Annotated in this window: 19 protein-coding genes; 13 read left to right on the top strand and 6 right to left on the bottom strand. The window is 41.4% G+C overall.

Going from position 1 to position 15,461, the window contains the following annotated elements:
- Positions 1–89 precede the first annotated feature (89 nt).
- From HUX68_RS12225 to coaW, 5 genes are all read left to right on the top strand, one after another.
- Complete coding sequence (locus HUX68_RS12225) at positions 90–425, top strand: hypothetical protein (protein ID WP_174615099.1); 336 nt, start codon at positions 90–92, stop codon at positions 423–425.
- Positions 426–528: 103 nt separating this feature from the next.
- The gene (locus HUX68_RS12220) at positions 529–1,287 is read left to right on the top strand and encodes a sporulation protein (protein ID WP_174615098.1); all 759 of its coding nucleotides are present in this window, start codon (positions 529–531) and stop codon (positions 1,285–1,287) included.
- Between the two features lie 175 nt (positions 1,288–1,462).
- Positions 1,463–2,077 carry a PH domain-containing protein gene (locus tag HUX68_RS12215; RefSeq protein WP_174615097.1) on the top strand — a complete coding sequence of 205 codons (615 nt, stop codon included), beginning with the start codon at positions 1,463–1,465 and terminating at the stop codon, positions 2,075–2,077.
- A 152-nt stretch (positions 2,078–2,229) separates the two neighbouring features.
- Complete coding sequence (locus HUX68_RS12210; RefSeq protein ID WP_174615096.1) at positions 2,230–2,673, top strand: DUF4181 domain-containing protein; 444 nt, start codon at positions 2,230–2,232, stop codon at positions 2,671–2,673.
- Between the two features lie 24 nt (positions 2,674–2,697).
- Positions 2,698–3,516, top strand: coding sequence for a type II pantothenate kinase (gene coaW, locus HUX68_RS12205; protein ID WP_174615095.1), 819 nt, complete (start codon positions 2,698–2,700; stop codon positions 3,514–3,516).
- Between the two features lie 80 nt (positions 3,517–3,596).
- Here coaW and HUX68_RS19325 read toward each other — a convergent pair whose 3' ends face one another.
- The 4 genes from HUX68_RS19325 to HUX68_RS12185 form a co-directional block, all read right to left on the bottom strand.
- Positions 3,597–4,868, bottom strand: coding sequence for a D-alanyl-D-alanine carboxypeptidase family protein (locus HUX68_RS19325; protein ID WP_246206673.1), 1,272 nt, complete (start codon positions 4,866–4,868; stop codon positions 3,597–3,599).
- Positions 4,869–4,882: 14 nt separating this feature from the next.
- Entirely contained in the window at positions 4,883–5,536 is a 654-nt protein-coding gene (locus tag HUX68_RS12195; RefSeq protein ID WP_174615094.1) for a hypothetical protein, read from the bottom strand.
- On the bottom strand, positions 5,533–6,072 hold the full coding sequence (locus tag HUX68_RS12190; protein WP_174615093.1) for a sigma-70 family RNA polymerase sigma factor: 540 nt from the start codon (positions 6,070–6,072) through the stop codon (positions 5,533–5,535). The genes HUX68_RS12195 and HUX68_RS12190 overlap by 4 nt, the downstream gene beginning before the upstream one ends.
- Before the next feature lie 303 nt (positions 6,073–6,375).
- Complete coding sequence (locus HUX68_RS12185) at positions 6,376–7,962, bottom strand: catalase (protein ID WP_174615092.1); 1,587 nt, start codon at positions 7,960–7,962, stop codon at positions 6,376–6,378.
- A gap of 207 nt (positions 7,963–8,169) precedes the next feature.
- On the opposite strand from HUX68_RS12185, the gene HUX68_RS12180 reads away from it, so the two are divergent.
- From HUX68_RS12180 to HUX68_RS12150, 7 genes are all read left to right on the top strand, one after another.
- Positions 8,170–9,288 carry a hypothetical protein gene (locus HUX68_RS12180; RefSeq protein ID WP_174615091.1) on the top strand — a complete coding sequence of 373 codons (1,119 nt, stop codon included), beginning with the start codon at positions 8,170–8,172 and terminating at the stop codon, positions 9,286–9,288.
- Positions 9,289–9,738: 450 nt separating this feature from the next.
- Positions 9,739–10,098 carry a protease complex subunit PrcB family protein gene (locus tag HUX68_RS12175; protein ID WP_174615090.1) on the top strand — a complete coding sequence of 120 codons (360 nt, stop codon included), beginning with the start codon at positions 9,739–9,741 and terminating at the stop codon, positions 10,096–10,098.
- A gap of 68 nt (positions 10,099–10,166) precedes the next feature.
- A complete protein-coding gene (locus tag HUX68_RS12170) occupies positions 10,167–10,721 on the top strand; it encodes a DJ-1/PfpI family protein (RefSeq protein ID WP_174615089.1) in 555 nt (184 codons plus the stop codon).
- Positions 10,722–10,864: 143 nt separating this feature from the next.
- On the top strand, positions 10,865–11,344 hold the full coding sequence (locus tag HUX68_RS12165) for a PaaI family thioesterase (protein WP_174615088.1): 480 nt from the start codon (positions 10,865–10,867) through the stop codon (positions 11,342–11,344).
- A 149-nt stretch (positions 11,345–11,493) separates the two neighbouring features.
- Positions 11,494–12,060 (top strand): biotin transporter BioY, encoded by a 567-nt coding sequence (locus HUX68_RS12160; RefSeq protein WP_174615087.1) that lies wholly within the window; start codon positions 11,494–11,496, stop codon positions 12,058–12,060.
- 162 nt (positions 12,061–12,222) lie between these two features.
- The gene (locus tag HUX68_RS12155) at positions 12,223–13,083 is read left to right on the top strand and encodes an alpha/beta hydrolase (protein ID WP_246206672.1); all 861 of its coding nucleotides are present in this window, start codon (positions 12,223–12,225) and stop codon (positions 13,081–13,083) included.
- Between the two features lie 183 nt (positions 13,084–13,266).
- Complete coding sequence (locus HUX68_RS12150) at positions 13,267–13,824, top strand: hypothetical protein (RefSeq protein ID WP_174615086.1); 558 nt, start codon at positions 13,267–13,269, stop codon at positions 13,822–13,824.
- Positions 13,825–13,839: 15 nt separating this feature from the next.
- Here the strand turns inward: HUX68_RS12150 and HUX68_RS12145 are convergent, their stop codons facing one another.
- Positions 13,840–14,016, bottom strand: coding sequence for a YjzC family protein (locus HUX68_RS12145; RefSeq protein WP_174615085.1), 177 nt, complete (start codon positions 14,014–14,016; stop codon positions 13,840–13,842).
- An 83-nt stretch (positions 14,017–14,099) separates the two neighbouring features.
- Between HUX68_RS12145 and HUX68_RS12140 the strand changes: the two genes are divergently transcribed.
- Complete coding sequence (locus HUX68_RS12140; protein WP_174615084.1) at positions 14,100–14,528, top strand: ester cyclase; 429 nt, start codon at positions 14,100–14,102, stop codon at positions 14,526–14,528.
- A 200-nt stretch (positions 14,529–14,728) separates the two neighbouring features.
- On the opposite strand, the gene HUX68_RS12135 is transcribed toward HUX68_RS12140, so the two are convergent.
- Positions 14,729–15,367 carry an NAD(P)-dependent oxidoreductase gene (locus HUX68_RS12135; RefSeq protein WP_174615083.1) on the bottom strand — a complete coding sequence of 213 codons (639 nt, stop codon included), beginning with the start codon at positions 15,365–15,367 and terminating at the stop codon, positions 14,729–14,731.
- Positions 15,368–15,461 lie beyond the last annotated feature (94 nt).

Genomic DNA, 15,461 nt, shown 5'->3' with positions numbered 1-15,461 from the left:
TTTGAAAGCAAGTATTGAGGAATTATTTCGTGAATTGGATGACAATATACATGGAATGAAAAGAAAACAGATAGGAAAGGAACATCAACATGACTCTGGAAGGAAATAATTCAGCACTGATCATTTATATAATTTTTATTGTTCTAGCATTGGCTGCCAGTTATTTTTCCGGATACAAAATGATTAAAATGACCGGTTATTTCGGCTCCCAGGTATTTCTGGCGTGTGTTATAAATTTATTCCTTGTAGCTTGCGCTGTTTTTGGCTGGTTCCTTGGTGTTTGGGGCAGCAGCGAAGCATTGTTCTACGGGGGGCTTGTACTTGGCGGCTGTTTGTTCATTGTCAGTGAAGCGGCTCTCATTACAACGATGTATTTAAGACGTGATCAATTACAAGGAACTGAAGAGCGAGCGGAAGAAGGATAGTGTGATATTGCTGACGATTAAAATCCGTGTGTTTTTCATAGTTTCAGGCAGGATTTTGTCTCTCGGTGTCGAATAATATATTAACGAGGAGGGGGAAATTAATATGTTGAAAAAATGGCTTGCAAGTGCAGGAATTGGTAATGCAAAGGTTGATACACAGCTTGATAATGATCAGCTGATTCCGGGTGAAGAAGTAAGCGGGAAAATTGTTATTGAAGGCGGCAATGCGGAACAGCAGGTGGATCAGATAAATTTATTTCTGATGACGGAAGCAGCCCGTGAAATTGATGATAAAAAAGTATATGAAAAGTTGAAACTGGAAACGTTTACGATTGGAAATTCGTTCACGATTGGTGTGGGAGAGAAAAAGGAGTTGGACTTCGACTTCACGCTGCCTGTTCATACTCCGCCTACTGTTGGAAAAACCGGAGTTTGGATACAGACGGGAATGGATGTGCCGAATGCCGTAGACCCGAAAGACAGGGACTTTATCAAGGTGGCACCACACCAGAATATGGAAACGATACTGGAGGCGTTTACCAGCCAACTTGGCTTCCGTCTGAAAAGCGCGGAAATGGAGTACTCCAAACGCTACCGGTATGTACAGGAGTTTGAATTCCTTCCGGGTGGTGAATTCCGCGGTGACCTGGATGAGCTGGAAGTGATGTTCTTTATGCATGAAAACCGGGTCGACCTTGTCGTTCAGGTTGACCGTCGTGCAAAAGGACTGGGAGGATTGTTTGCGGAAGCTTTGGAAATGGATGAAAGTTTTGTACGTGTTTCTTTCACAGATACAGAAATCAATCAGGGTGTCCGTTCGATTGCGGATAAACTACGGAGTGCAATTAGACAGTTCAGTTAAGCAAAAATCAGGTTTGGAAAAGTTGCCATGACGCTATTTTCCGAGCATGACTATGATGTGTATAAGAGAGAACTGGCAAAACTGTAAAGTCTCTGTTAATTGGGTTCTAACTGTTCACAGGTAATGGTATAATTATTTCGAATGAAAAACTTTTAAGAAGAAAGGGAGTCACTGTATGTTAAAAAAGTTTGCTTCAGATGCGTTGGGGTTATCAGATATCGGTAAAATTATCGAGCCAAAGGATTACGATAAAACAGATGCCGATGATTATGTAAGACATGAGGATAATGAACAAATATACTTTCTGATTAAGACTAAAATGGATGAGTACTGTTTCACAAATCTGGCTATGATTCATGTCGATGGTGAGAAGGCGTCTTCTTCCAAACGTACATTAAGACGTTTCCCTTATTCCCAGTTTGCGATTTCAGATGTACTGCTTGAAACAGCAGGTACGATTGATATGGATATTGAAATTAAATTTGCACTTGGCAACACCCTTATTAATATCGATGTTCATAAAGATGAGATTGATAAACTGAAAGACTTGTATAAGGCCCTGCTTTATATTTCCGAAACAACACACGAGAACAATATTATTATGGATAAAGCGGAGCAAAGTCTTGATAAAGCAGCAGCAATTTTGCATAATTCACGTACATCTGAAGCAAATACAGCTGATCAATATAAAGCATTGACCGAATTCAGCTTTGAATGGTTTAAAAATGCCCGTGAACAATACCATGAAAAAGACTTCGGGGCAATTTTTGAGAAGTATATAAATAACTAATAGGAATAAATATATAAACCGGACGGTGCTGTTGCGCCGTCCGGTTTTTTGGTTTGGCAGTTACACTGGAAACTTTTCCATTCGAGCAGGATATATGGCTGGTTTTGTCGAAATGAATCTAATGAGTAAAAAGAAGGGGTGGGATTTTTAGTATGGATCGTTACGGTCCTGGTCCTGAGTTTTGGGTGAAACTGTTCGGAATGCTTGGCGGGCTTGTACTGATAATCTTTTTATTTAATATCATCATGCGAAAAGTGCTTCATGTTGAGCGGAAGAAGCCTTTTTCGTACAATCATATCAATGAAACTCACAAGAAAGCGGATTGGACATTGCGGATAATATACATAATTCTTGCCATTGTTTCTATAATTGTCTTCAGTGTCAATTATCAACTCATGAAATATTCAGCAGCGGTATCATTGGGTTTAACTGTGGTGTTTCTTATTTTGGAAGAAGCACTTCGGGCAGTTATGGAATTTAAGTATAAAAAAGGGAAAAATGATTACTTGCTCACTATCAACCAACTTGTATTTGGACTTGTTGTCATGTACTATACGTTGAGTTCAGAAGGATTTGGGATGTTTGATTTGTGGTAAGCACTGATACGGAGGTTACATAAAATGTACCATACAAAAGTAGGCATCGATGCCGGTGGAACACTTATAAAAATTGCTTATCAGAAGAATGGAAGGATAAACTATCAGTCGTTTCCATCACATGCTTTGGATGAAGTTTGTACATGGCTGTCCAATCAATTTGAAAGCCCTAATGTATGTATAACTGGCGGGAAAAGTGCATTGCTGATGGAAAAATGGCAGATACCCGCTAAGACTGTAGTTGAGTTTGATGCGACGACAAAAGGTATAGCATTTCTTGCAAAACAGTATGAACATACACTTGAAGACCCTTTTTTATTCGTTAATGTCGGTACGGGAACATCGATTCATGTTGTGAATGGGGGCAAACAGGAGCGGATTGGCGGTTCCGGCATTGGCGGTGGAACAATAATCGGGCTTGCTCAATTAACGACCGGCATCAATGACTACGAAAAAATTGTTCAGCTTGCCGGCAGCGGTAACAGGGGAAATGTGGATCTCAAAGTAAAGGATATCTTTGAAGGCACACTTCCTCCTATTTCGGGTAATCTGACCGCCAGTAATTTTGGTAAAACAGAAAAAATACTGGAAAACGCTGCTGCAAGCCCGGACATAATAGCTTCGATTATCGGGATGATCGGGGAAGTGATTGTGTCAATTACAATTCCAATGGCAATGCAATATAACGTAAATCATGTCGTGTATATTGGTTCATCATTCCGTTCGAACCCGCTTTTGAGGGAGATTGTCAGTACATACACTAATATGTTGGAAAAGACCCCGATTTTCCTCCAGAATGGTGAATACAGTGGTGCGCTTGGTGCGATGCTTTCAATTGATTAGCGTTTACATTAGATCTAAATCAAAACAATGAAAGCAACAAACATGGCAGAAAGTGAAATCCGCCATGCTTGTTGCTATTATTATACAGCGCCCAAATATTGCTCAAGGGTTATATTTTGGCGATCAATGGCTTGAGCAGCTTCCTTTCCAACATAACGAAGGTGCCAAGGCTCATATTGATAACCGGTGATTGCTGTTTTTCCTTTTGGATAGCGGATAATAAATCCGTATTCGCTCGCATGTTTTTTAACCCATTTCCCTTCATCAGTGTTGGCAAACGCTGTTGTCAAACGATAGTTTATATCAGGACTTGTGACATCCATTGTCAGCCCTGTCTGGTGTTCACTTTCACCTGCCTGCGCACTGAACTGATTGGCTGCTTCTCTGCCGTGTTCACGGGCATTTGCGGCAAAGATTGCTTCCTGCCGGTCGTACGAACGATACCCGGATTGTGCAAACAGATCAACTCCGTCCTGGTCGGCAGCATGAAACATGTTTTCCAGTGCATTTGCTGCGACTTGGCGCATTTGTCTTTTCGGCAAATCCGCATTAAATGGAAAACGGACATTGGGAACAACAAGATTTTTAGGGATATAATTTTCCGGCAGCCGGTTATTTTTGTTTACGAGTACCAAAATACTTGATGGATTGGAAACAACCTGGGACTGATTTTGATTGTTTCGCTCGTTCTCATTGCTATTTTCATTCGTATCGTTGTTCGTCTGATCAGTACTATCAGCCATGCCGCTTCCCGGGTTTACGTTGATTTTTCCATTAACTGCTTTTTTTATATATTTTCTCGTTTCCGGTCCATAAATACCATCCGTCTTTAGAGCAGGAAACTGTGCCTGAAAATCTTTGATTACCCAAACCATCGACCAGTCGAATTTGCTGTTTAATGATAGCGAATATCCTATTTTGTTTAATGTCTGTTGAACTTTTTTTACCTCACTGCCACTATCGTCAAGTTCAAGAATTACATCCGGAAGCAGTTTTTCTTCGCTTTTATGCTTATTTCCGCTCTTGTCCTGGTTTTCCGGTTCTGCAGGTTCCGTATTACTGTTCTCTTTACTGTTTTCGCGATCTGATTCCTTGGAAGAATCTTCTCCATTATCACTGTCTTTCTCATTCTTATCCCCGCTATCAGATTTACTGGAAGAATCGTTTGCTTTATCCGGATGATCTGATTGTGCTTCTTTTTTGTTTGACTGATTCACATCCGAATCGTTTTTTTCTTCAGCCGTTTCTGTGTTCTCCTCGTCACTTGCGGTTTGCTGATTCGAGTCACAGGATGCTAAAAACAGACAAACAAGAACTGTGACAAACAGTAACCCCAATCTTTTAAAATACATTGAATTCACTCCTCTCACCTGGTGTTGGATGATTGCCTGTTTAAGTTTTCAATGGTTCTGTTCTGGATAATCCATTTGTTATTTTGATATTGATAGGTTATGGACAAACGGATTTTTCCGGTTAATTGCGTTTCCTGTGTTTGAGTTAAACTATATTTTTTCGCATTGATTTTTGTTAAATCATAAGCTGCGTCAAAATGAACTGTAGCCGGCCCGTCTGTTGCGATTAACTTCCAACCTTCATCTGTTTTTCGGAAAAACTGATCTGCCATTTGAACGGCTAAGTCACGACTCATAATGTCGGTAAAGGTCTCAATCAGTTCCTGTTTCGAGTTGTAGTTCACCACTTGCGATTGCGTCGAATCCGGTTTGATCAAATTATTATATTGGCTTTCCAGATCTTCCACCGGAGGTTTCGTAGGAGTAATTTTCTGTATTTTGGCAGTTTGATCGGGCGCTTCAACTGTTGATTGAAAGGCTATATATACCGGAATCAAAAACAATAGCAATAGTGCAGCTGTACCTAGTATTCGTATACTCCAGATTGAAAATAAACTTTTTCGGTTTAACGTTGAAATCCGTTCCATTACCTGATTACGGCTCTTATTGGAAAAATCAATCCTGTTCAGCGTTGATTTTTTCGAAAATTCATCGAGTCTATTTTTCATTTCCAGTCTCCCTCCAGTTTTTCCTGCAGCATCAGACGGGCTCTTCTTAATCTTGACGAAACTGTTGGAACCTTTAAATTAAGCAAATCACTTGTTTCCTGGATTGATAGTTCCTGAAAGTAAAAACAAATAATGACTTCCCGGTATTTTACTGGCAAAGAGAGGACTTGTTTTGTCAATTCGTCGTGTTCATTCCTTTTTGATAATTCTTCTTCGGGAGACGGAGCTGTACTTTTAAGCCATTTCGAGAAGTCTACATTCATACGGAGCCGTTTTATCCACCCGCTTCGAAAATGGTCTTTGCACTTGTTCACGGTAATACGGAAGATCCAGGACTTAACCGCAGATTCCTTTTGCAGATGGTGCATTTTTTTGTAGCATTTAATGAAAACTTCTTGGGTGATATTTTCCGCTGTCTGAATATCTTTGACATAGGAATAAGCCAGTCTGGTAACTTGTGATCCGTACTCTGTCATCAATTCCTGGATCAGCTGATCTCTATCGATTTGGTTGTTTTGACTGTTCAACAAGCTCATCCAACGTAACCATCCTTCATGTGGTTTGTTTCTTTCAGTATATAAGACGAAATAAACGATGAAAAAATTCATTTTTGATTATTTTTTTAAGAGAATTCACGAATATTGGACGAACGAAGATACGTATGAAGAATAAAGAAGTTGCCGGGGGAAAGCTGAAGATAACACTTTCGATAGATGTTATTGCGGATTGCTGTAATCATATCAATACTTGTTCACTAAAAGAAGTACGAAGCGGAAGTTGCAGAGATTTTAATCCCAAAACAATAAAAGCACCTTTCCACAATAGAAAGGTGCTCCCATTCAATATCTGTCTGCGTCGTGCCCTTTGTCAACTGCCTGTTCAGGCGCTTTTTCACTGTCTTTATTGCCCAGCGGATTTTTGCTGGATCCGGATTGTTCTGCGTGTTCCAGCCCCTCTCTTAGACGTTTGCCGTATTCGTCATCCGCCTCTTCAGCAAGGGCAACCATTTTTTCCTGAATCCGTTTGTCACATTCAGCAAGGTCACCGACAAGATTGGAAATCAGCTCATCTTTTTCCCAATCCTTAAATTGCCGATACGTTTCGCCTGCCTGTTTGGTGTTGCTTTGGCGGTCGATGGACTCACGCACAAGATTTCCTTCAATTTTTGGCGTATATTCTTTTCCGGATTGTTCTGCTTCTTTTAGTCCGCCAGTTGTTGACGGTTCATAATTGATATGTGGATTATGTTTGGAAGACTTTTCTGACTCATAACGCATTTGTCCGCCTTCCTGATTTGTTGCTACTCGTTTTTTGGCTGCATTAATCGGGAGCTGCAAGTGGTTTGCCCCAGTACGATAACGCTGTGTATCAGAATAGGAAAACGTTCTTCCCTGCAGCATTTTGTCATCAGAAAAATCGAGACCGTCAACAAGTACACCCGTTCCGAATGATGCCTGTTCCACTTCGTTAAAAAAGTTCTCCGGATTTTTGTTCAACACCATTTTTCCGACCGGCAGCCATGGGAACTGATCTTCCGGCCACAGTTTGGTGTCATCCAGTGGATCAAAGTCCAATTCCGGGTGTTCATCATCGCTCATAATCTGTACGAACAGCTCCCATTCCGGATAGTCGCCTTTCTCAATCGCGTCATACAAATCCTGTGTTGCATGATTGAAGTTGGTTGCCTGAATCTCATTGGCTTCTTTTACTGTCAGGTTCTTAATTCCTTGCTTCGGCTCCCAGTGATATTTTACAAGTACTGCTTCACCATCACTGTTTACCCATTTATATGTGTTAACACCAGAACCCTGCATCATCCGATAGTTTGCTGGAATTCCCCACGGTGAATACACAAACGTAACCATATGAAACGTTTCCGGGGAGCTTGAGCAAAAGTCAAAGAAACGTTGACTGTCCTGAATATTGGTGACCGGATCGGGTCTGAAGGCATGAATCATATCCGGAAACTTCATGGCATCACGGATAAAAAAGATTTTGATATTGTTTCCAACCAGGTCCCAATTTCCATCCTCGGTATAAAATTTAATGGCAAATCCACGCGGATCACGAACTGTCTCCGGGGAGTGACGTCCATGTACCACCGTTGAAAAACGAACAAAAAGCGGTGTTTGTTTTCCTTTGTCCTGAAAAACTTTTGCCCTGGTATATTTAGATGCCGGTTCATCACCGACCGTTCCGTACGTCTCAAAATAACCATGTGCCCCGGAACCGCGGGCGTGAACAATTCGCTCAGGCACTTTTTCGCGGTCAAAATGACTTATTTTTTCAATGTAATCATAATTCTCCAGTGTTGCGGGGCCGCGGTTTCCAACTGTCCGGAGGCTTTGGTTGTTCGTCACCGGATGCCCTTGTCTGGTCGTTAAAGTGTCATCCTTTTCATTATTTGTCTTTTTCTCATCAGCCATTTCTTTTTCCTCCATTTCCAATAAATGTTGAGCATAAAATGCATACTAAAAATAGTCTTTCCAGAAATGACCAGGATAATCACAGTTATTGGATTTTTGTGTGTTTGTCATTTATCGAATCGGGAAATATATGGGTATTAACGAATAGGAGAAAAACTATTTTTTTAAAATCATAACCGAGGCTTTCACAGAATGGGAGTTTTATATTTGAAACAAATATCAGTCGGTCTAATCCCCGCTCCTGAGCTGCCTGAGGATATTGTCAATAAGCTAGTTGGAAGACTGGCAGCTGTATTTTCCAAGCAAATTGACAGTGATATTTCATGGAATGTTGAGGTTGTTCGTGATCAACTAACGGGTGCTTCAGGTAGGGGCGATGAAATTATAGAACGAGCAGTAACATTAAAAAAGGAGAACGACTGGCATTATGCGGTATGTCTGACGGACATGCCTATCTTCTCAGATAAAAAGGTTGTGCTGGCAGAAGATGATGACCGATATGGTGTTGCACAGATTTCTTTGCCGGCGTTTGGCGCGTTCCCCTTAAAGACCCGTGTTAAAAAAGCGATTATACAAATGGTCAGCGAATTATATTTTCGTGTGAATGGCGGTAATGGACAGTTTACGATAAAGAATAATAATAAGCTGTTAAGAAGTGATGTTTCTTTATCACCAATAAAGAAAATTTTGCCAAGCGAGCGAAATACCGGTGTTCGGTTTGTCGTGGTACCGAGGATACACGGAATTTTCCGGCTGCTGGCGGGGATGACGTATGCCAATCAGCCATGGAAAATTATCCCCTCTTTTAAAAGTGTGGTTGCAATCGCTTTTGCTTCCGGTGCATATGGACTTGTTTTCACTACACTATGGAGTATTAGTGCAGCATACGGATATTTGCGATTTATTGTACTTATGCTTGTTGCCATGGCCGCGATGGTAATCTGGATCATTTTTGCGCATAATTTATGGGAGAATAGTTCCAGAAGAGTCAGCCGGAAGTTAACAATGCTCTACAATATGATAACAGTATCCACATTAACCACCGCAGTAGTGGCCTATTATATCGGGATGTATGTTTTGTTCCTGATGGCAGTTGCCTTCTTTGTTCCGCCGGATCTGTTTGCAAGCACGGTTGGACTTGGGAAAGATGTGACTGCCGGCCATTTCTTTCAGCTTGCATGGCTCGTCACATCTGTTGCGACTATTGCTGGAGCGATCGGGTCCGGTCTTGAAGATGATAAAGCGGTACGGAAAATCATGTACGGACATCGTCAATGGCAGCGGTATAAAGAAACAGAACATAACGAAGATTTTTTTAAGGATTGACTGGTTAATAAAGAGGCTGGGACAAATCAAAAAGTGTAATTCAAAAAACGAACAATTATAGAAACTAGCGGAGGAAATATGCGTAGACTCCTGCGGGAGGACAGGCCTAGATGAGACCCCGCAGTGCGTAAGCACGAGGAGGGCTCAACAGCCGCCCGCGGTAAAGTAGACACAGCGAAAGTGATTTTCTTGAGCTGATGTCGCACTTATGCTCGAAAGTGAAAGCGAAGTATATTTCCGGAGCGGTTGAACCCACCATTTATTTTGTTTTTTCTTTTGTTAAATCACTTTTTGTCCCAGCCTCTTAATTGGAATGATCACCCTTCTCCCGATTACATAATATACGAAAGGGGAGCAGCCATGACAGATAAGTCCATCGGTTTTTTCATACTCATTTTATTAGTGATTAATCTATCTGGTTGCGGATCAACTTTAAAGGAGGACAGTTCCATGTCTGATAAACTGGCATTCCACACGATTAAAAAAGATGCTGCACCTGATAATGTTCAGGAATGGATTCGGCAAAACGAATCAAAGGAACAAAATAAAGTGTTTCGTCAACAGGGGAAAACATATGCGGTTATTCTGCTGGGTCAAAAGACAACAGGCGGTTATAAAGTGGAAATTGAACAAATCCGGAGGGAAAAGACAGAAACCGGAAATAACATCAATATTGTTACCTACAGTGTGACAGAACCTGAAAAAGGCTCCTTCAACATACAGGTACTCACATACCCTATGGCAATTGCGGGATTAGATGGTGAAGTGGAAGGGGAATTCCGATTCGTGCGAAAAGGCGAGGAAAATTAAAGGATTTTGGCATCTTCCTGCAGAATATATACGAATGAATCCATAATTTTATCCTGGAGGGAATATTAATGGCTAAGAAGATACTGATTATTGCTGGTGATGCGGTAGAAGCGCTGGAAATCTATTATCCGTATTTCCGCTGTCTGGAAGAAGGCTATGAAACGGTGATCGCAGCCAGTTCCGCCAAAAAGCTTCATACCGTTGTCCATGACTTTGTCGGCTGGGAGACATATACCGAAAAAGAAGGCTATCAAATTGATGCGACAGCAGGTTTTGATGAAATCAATCCTGAAGAATTTGATGGACTGATTATACCTGGGGGACGTGCGCCGGAGCATATTCGTCTGAATGAACATATTCCGGCTATTGTCAGTCACTTTTTTGAAACCAATAAGCCGATTGCAGCCGTTTGTCATGCCAGCCAGGTTTTAACGACAGTCAAGGAACACCTAAAAGGACGGGAAATGACTGCCTATATTGCCTGCAAACCGGAAGTGGAAGCAGCAGGATCAACGTATATTGAAGAAGCAAACCACACAGATGGAAACCTCGTCACCGGGCACGCCTGGCCGGATGTTCCGGGTCTGATGAAAGAATTTATTAAACAGGTTAATCGTCAGTAATATTTCAGGCAGCCTAACGCATGTTAGGCTGCTATTTTTAGCAGTTATGATGTTCCAGTATATGATTGAAACTTCATTGGTTTTTGATAGTATTGATTGTAGATTAAATTATAGAAAAATTTACGTGACAGGGGATAATTCAAATGACGGAAAAGGTACATGCAATTCAGGACGAGTATGCGGATGATTTTGCCCATTGCTATGGATGCGGCAGGCTTAATGAAGAAGGATATCATCTCAGAACAGGCTGGGATGGAGATCAGACGGTAACAGTTTATACACCGAGACCCGAACATACAGCAATCCCCGGGTTTGTCTATGGCGGCTTAATAGCATCGCTAATTGACTGCCACGGAACAGGGTCCGCTTCACTTGCGTTGCACCGAAAAAATGGTTATGAACCTGGTGATGGTGTGGAGCCGCCAAGATTTGTAACAGCCTCACTGGAAGTGAAGTTCGTGAAGCCGACTCCAAAGGATGTACCGTTGAAAGCAATCGGTACTGTGGAAGAAGTCCATCCGAAAAAGTTTAAGATCCATACACAGGTTTTTGCTGGTGATGCATGCTGTGCGAAAGGCGAAGTTGTTGCAGCGGTAATGCCTGCAACGTTTGGAGAAAAATAAAGGGTACAGTCGACCTGTTATTTTTAGGAGAGCTTTCCCGAAGTTCTCCTGTATTTTTTGCTTTAATTGTTAACTTTAAATATAATATGGTTTACAATTAGGGTATATTTTATTATAATCTTAATCAAAACAGAAAGGGGTAATCAATTGTGAACCAACAAAGCAATAAATTACGAGCGATTCTTCATTGCGCCATATTTGCCGCAATAACAGCTATACTGGCACAAATTGAAATACCGCTGCCATTAGTTCCAATCAGCGGACAAACACTTGCTGTAGGTATTACCGCCACTATTCTTGGCAGTAAAAAGGGTGCGGTATCCATGGTATGTTATGCAGCGATAGGGGCTATTGGCCTTCCAGTGTTTGCGGGTTTCAGCGGCGGTCCACAAGTTCTTATCGGACCAACTGGCGGATACATATTCGGCTTCATTTTCGCAGCCTTTTTAACAGGATTCATTTTGGAAAAAACCAGGTTTACAATCCCGATGGCAATGCTTGCTAATATCGTAGGGATGGTTGTTATTTTAGCTTTCGGAACAGTTCAGCTTAAATTCATTATTGATTTAAGCTGGAATGAGGCTCTTGCAGCAGGTGTTTATCCATTTATAGCAGTTGGCTTAATAAAAGCTTTTCTAGCAAGCTGGATTGGTATTACAGTACGTAACCGGTTAATAAATGCGAATCTTCATAAGGATTTTGGAAATGTTGCCTGAAGGTAAGCTGGAGTAGTTGAAAGTAAAAATAAGTTCATGTATGAATAGCAGCTTTTGAGCTTGGGTGTCCGGTTCCTGTATGGCGGGGGTCGGATATTTTTTTGTAAAAAGGACTCCAGGCAGGATTTATGACGAGCCAGGTCGAATGGTATAAGACAGGAGGTGGTCGGAATTTCTAAAGGTATTCTGTATGATTATTACGCTGAAAAAGTAGGTGCGGGTGAACCGATTATTTTTCTTCCAGCTGCGGGATTCCCCGGAAATGAAGGACTGAATATAGCTGAGTATCTGGAAGAAGACTTTGTAACACACATGTTGGATTTGCCTGGTTTGGGGAAAAGTATGGGGATCCAGGCTCGTCAGATTACTTCTTTGGAAATGGCCAACTGGGTGAAAGAATATCTGGATCAGCAGCAGATCGATAAAGTGTCTGTTATTGGTCACTCATTAGGGGGTTCACTGGCGTTGGCATTTGCCATTCACTTTCCTTTCAGGGTGAACAAACTTATCCTGCTTGATCAGGGACATAAACCATTTCCACGTATTCCCACACGTGAATTTGGGTTATTCGCATATGCTGTTCCTTTACTGAACATTGCAGGAGCACTGTTTGGAAAGCAAGTTTTTAAATTAGTGGAGCCGGTGTTTTCGAACGAGGACAACTTGGAGGAAAGGATCAAACGATTTTGTGATATTTTTTCCATTGAAGAAAACAGATACATACGAAAGGCATATGAACGAAATATTGATTTTTCGTTGGATATGCTTAACCTTTACTTTGGATTTTATCGGTTAAATATGCCAAAGCTGCTTTCTCAAGTTAATGTCCCGACATATTTGGCTTATGCGACATTTAAAGGTGTAGATGAACAGGAGTGTGAAAACACATCGGAACATGTGGAAAAGCTTCAACAGCATACCTGGCTGCCAATTACATATCGCCCTGTTGAGAGCGGGCATTATGTGCATTGGAGTGATTCTGCTTTATTAGCTGATATTAAGTTGTTTTTAGAAGTGCCGTGAAATAGTAAACATCGCCCAAACAAACACAGGGATTCGTCGTCAAAGTAGTTTTACGCACACATATCACTGGCGTTCGCACGTTTGGGTAGTGACTTCGCACGTTTGCAGGGAGGTTCGCACGTTTGGGTGGTGACTTCGCACGTTTGCAGGGAGGTTCGCATGTTTGCAGGGAGGTTCGCACGTTTGGGTAGTGATTTCGCATGTTTGCAGGGAAGTTCGCACGTTTGGGTAGTGATTTCGCATGTTTGCAGGGAAGTTCATACGTTTTTTAATAAACAATTTTGGCAGAAGCTGCGTTCAAACGATTACTCAGTACCGCCTGGAAATAAACTAAATAAACTTACTAACGAGCTTAAAGGGTTCCTTGGTGAACCGGTGCTGCGGGATAAAATTGCCTATCCGATTCTCAGCACGTGGTTGAACTGGGGCCCCCGGATGCGGGAGGGGCATATGAAACCAGCAATACCATTTTACTCGCTGATCAATATTTTAATACCAAGTGTTTTGGTGTATTGGAGAAAATATTCAAAATGGTACTTGCCATTTCAATACCTGTTAACAGTCACAATTGGCAATAGTATTGCTTTGCTTATGGTTTCACTGGTAACGAATGCCGACTTTGTGTTTTGGCCAATCCTGGTTTTGAATATAACCAATTTGATACTAGGGTGGTTTCCGGTACTGATTGTGGTAAAAATTATTAAATCTATCTTTGAATTTATGGACAATCGGAGCAGTTAGAATGTTAGCGTACAATCAATTTTTCTCAATCGTCCACACACGATCATGATTCGAGTTTTGCGGAAATTTTTCTCCAGACTCCAGTTTAACGATTTTTGGATCACTGACACTTGTTCCGGTTTCACCAATTTCTTTGTACACACCGTTTTTTGGTGCTTTTTGTCCGAAACGAAAATGACTGTATTCACCCATTGATAAACACTCCTTTTTAATATGCTCTGTGATTTATTATAGCCATTCATAAAACAGTTATTCGAAAAGAAAGGATGATTATTATGCCCACTGAAGAAAAAAAGCAAATAGTTGAAACATGGTTCATGGAGGCCTTTACGAAAGGGGATTTGTCCGTGATTGATCGGATTGCATCCAAGGATATGATCACCTACTCGCAAGGCCATGATGAAGGGTTTAAAGGCAGGGAAAATTTTAAAAATTGGCTGGCTTGGTACTGTGAATCGTTTGTGGACCGTAATTGGATTGTTCATGACATTATAGAAGAAGGTGACAAAGTTGTTACCCGTTATACAGGTCATAGCATCTACAAAGGCGGATTACTCGATATTCCATCAACAGACCAGAACGTTAAGGAAACGGGAATTATTATTTTTCGAGTCAACGATGGAAAAGTGGTCGAGCAATGGTGCGAAATGAGTGATTTGCAGGTTGTCCAGCAGCTTGGTGCTAAGATTGAAGTGAACTTTTAAGTTTTAATCGCTTTAAGACGGGAAGTCTTCAAACTCGATCGGCAACCCCCTAGCTCGATCGAGGAGCACTAAAACTCGATCGGGAAGCTCCCAAACTCGATCGATATCCACCCGAAATCATGCAAGCAGCTTTCTAAATAACGTACCAACTGAAAAAACCGTACGGCATTCGTCGTGTCGCACGGTTTTTAACTGTATTTCTATTCTTTTTCACCAACAACAGTAAAACGCCCATTAATATGTTTTGGATCTTCAATTTCATCCACTACTGCTACAGCAAAATCGGCATAGCTGATGTAGCTGTCGCCTTTTGAATTAACCAGAAGCTGATCTTTTCCTGACTGATAATTTCCGGTTCTTTTTCCTTCAGGGTCAAATATTGCAGACGGGCTGATAAACGTCCAGGTGATACCGTCTGTCTCCTGTAATTCTTTCAAGTTCCTGGCCTGTCCGTTTGCAGTCGGTTTAAAAGCATCAGGGAAGTCCGGTGTATCGATTACTTGCGTTGTTTTTCCTTCATCCACATACAGACTTCCGGCACCGCCGACGATGACTGCTTTGGTGCCTGTTCCTTTTAATGCTTCGATTAGTGCGTGACCGGCATCAACATGTGGCTGTTCTTCTCCGAGTGGAGCACCGAATGCGTTGACTACGGCGTCATATTGTTTAATATCTTCTGAGGTCAGGTCGAAAATATTCTTTTCAACAACTGTTACGCTCTCATCGGTGATTTTAGCTGCATTGCGTACAATTGCCGTAACATCATGTCCTCTTTTAGCTGTTTCTTTTAAAATAAAATTGCCTGCTTTTCCACTTGCTCCAATAATGCCTATCTTCATCAAAATCATCTCCTTGTGTATGATTTGTAACAATAATAGTTACATTTAAGTGGTGAAAAAATCCCTTTTATGAAAGCACGGTTAATTCAGATGG

Source organism: Virgibacillus ihumii, assembly GCF_902726655.1.
Classification (GTDB): Bacteria; Bacillota; Bacilli; order Bacillales; family Amphibacillaceae; genus Lentibacillus; species Lentibacillus ihumii.
This window is presented reverse-complemented; position numbering and strand designations above follow the sequence as displayed.

Coding starts and splice junctions, on each gene's coding strand:
- HUX68_RS12225 (WP_174615099.1), top strand. CDS start 90: ATGACTCTGGAAGGAAATAATTCAGCACTGATCATTTATATAATTTTT.
- HUX68_RS12220 (WP_174615098.1), top strand. CDS start 529: ATGTTGAAAAAATGGCTTGCAAGTGCAGGAATTGGTAATGCAAAGGTT.
- HUX68_RS12215 (WP_174615097.1), top strand. CDS start 1,463: ATGTTAAAAAAGTTTGCTTCAGATGCGTTGGGGTTATCAGATATCGGT.
- HUX68_RS12210 (WP_174615096.1), top strand. CDS start 2,230: ATGGATCGTTACGGTCCTGGTCCTGAGTTTTGGGTGAAACTGTTCGGA.
- coaW (WP_174615095.1), top strand. CDS start 2,698: ATGTACCATACAAAAGTAGGCATCGATGCCGGTGGAACACTTATAAAA.
- HUX68_RS19325 (WP_246206673.1), bottom strand. CDS start 4,868: ATGTATTTTAAAAGATTGGGGTTACTGTTTGTCACAGTTCTTGTTTGT.
- HUX68_RS12195 (WP_174615094.1), bottom strand. CDS start 5,536: ATGAAAAATAGACTCGATGAATTTTCGAAAAAATCAACGCTGAACAGG.
- HUX68_RS12190 (WP_174615093.1), bottom strand. CDS start 6,072: ATGAGCTTGTTGAACAGTCAAAACAACCAAATCGATAGAGATCAGCTG.
- HUX68_RS12185 (WP_174615092.1), bottom strand. CDS start 7,962: ATGGCTGATGAGAAAAAGACAAATAATGAAAAGGATGACACTTTAACG.
- HUX68_RS12175 (WP_174615090.1), top strand. CDS start 9,739: ATGTCTGATAAACTGGCATTCCACACGATTAAAAAAGATGCTGCACCT.
- HUX68_RS12170 (WP_174615089.1), top strand. CDS start 10,167: ATGGCTAAGAAGATACTGATTATTGCTGGTGATGCGGTAGAAGCGCTG.
- HUX68_RS12165 (WP_174615088.1), top strand. CDS start 10,865: ATGACGGAAAAGGTACATGCAATTCAGGACGAGTATGCGGATGATTTT.
- HUX68_RS12145 (WP_174615085.1), bottom strand. CDS start 14,016: ATGGGTGAATACAGTCATTTTCGTTTCGGACAAAAAGCACCAAAAAAC.
- HUX68_RS12140 (WP_174615084.1), top strand. CDS start 14,100: ATGCCCACTGAAGAAAAAAAGCAAATAGTTGAAACATGGTTCATGGAG.
- HUX68_RS12135 (WP_174615083.1), bottom strand. CDS start 15,367: ATGAAGATAGGCATTATTGGAGCAAGTGGAAAAGCAGGCAATTTTATT.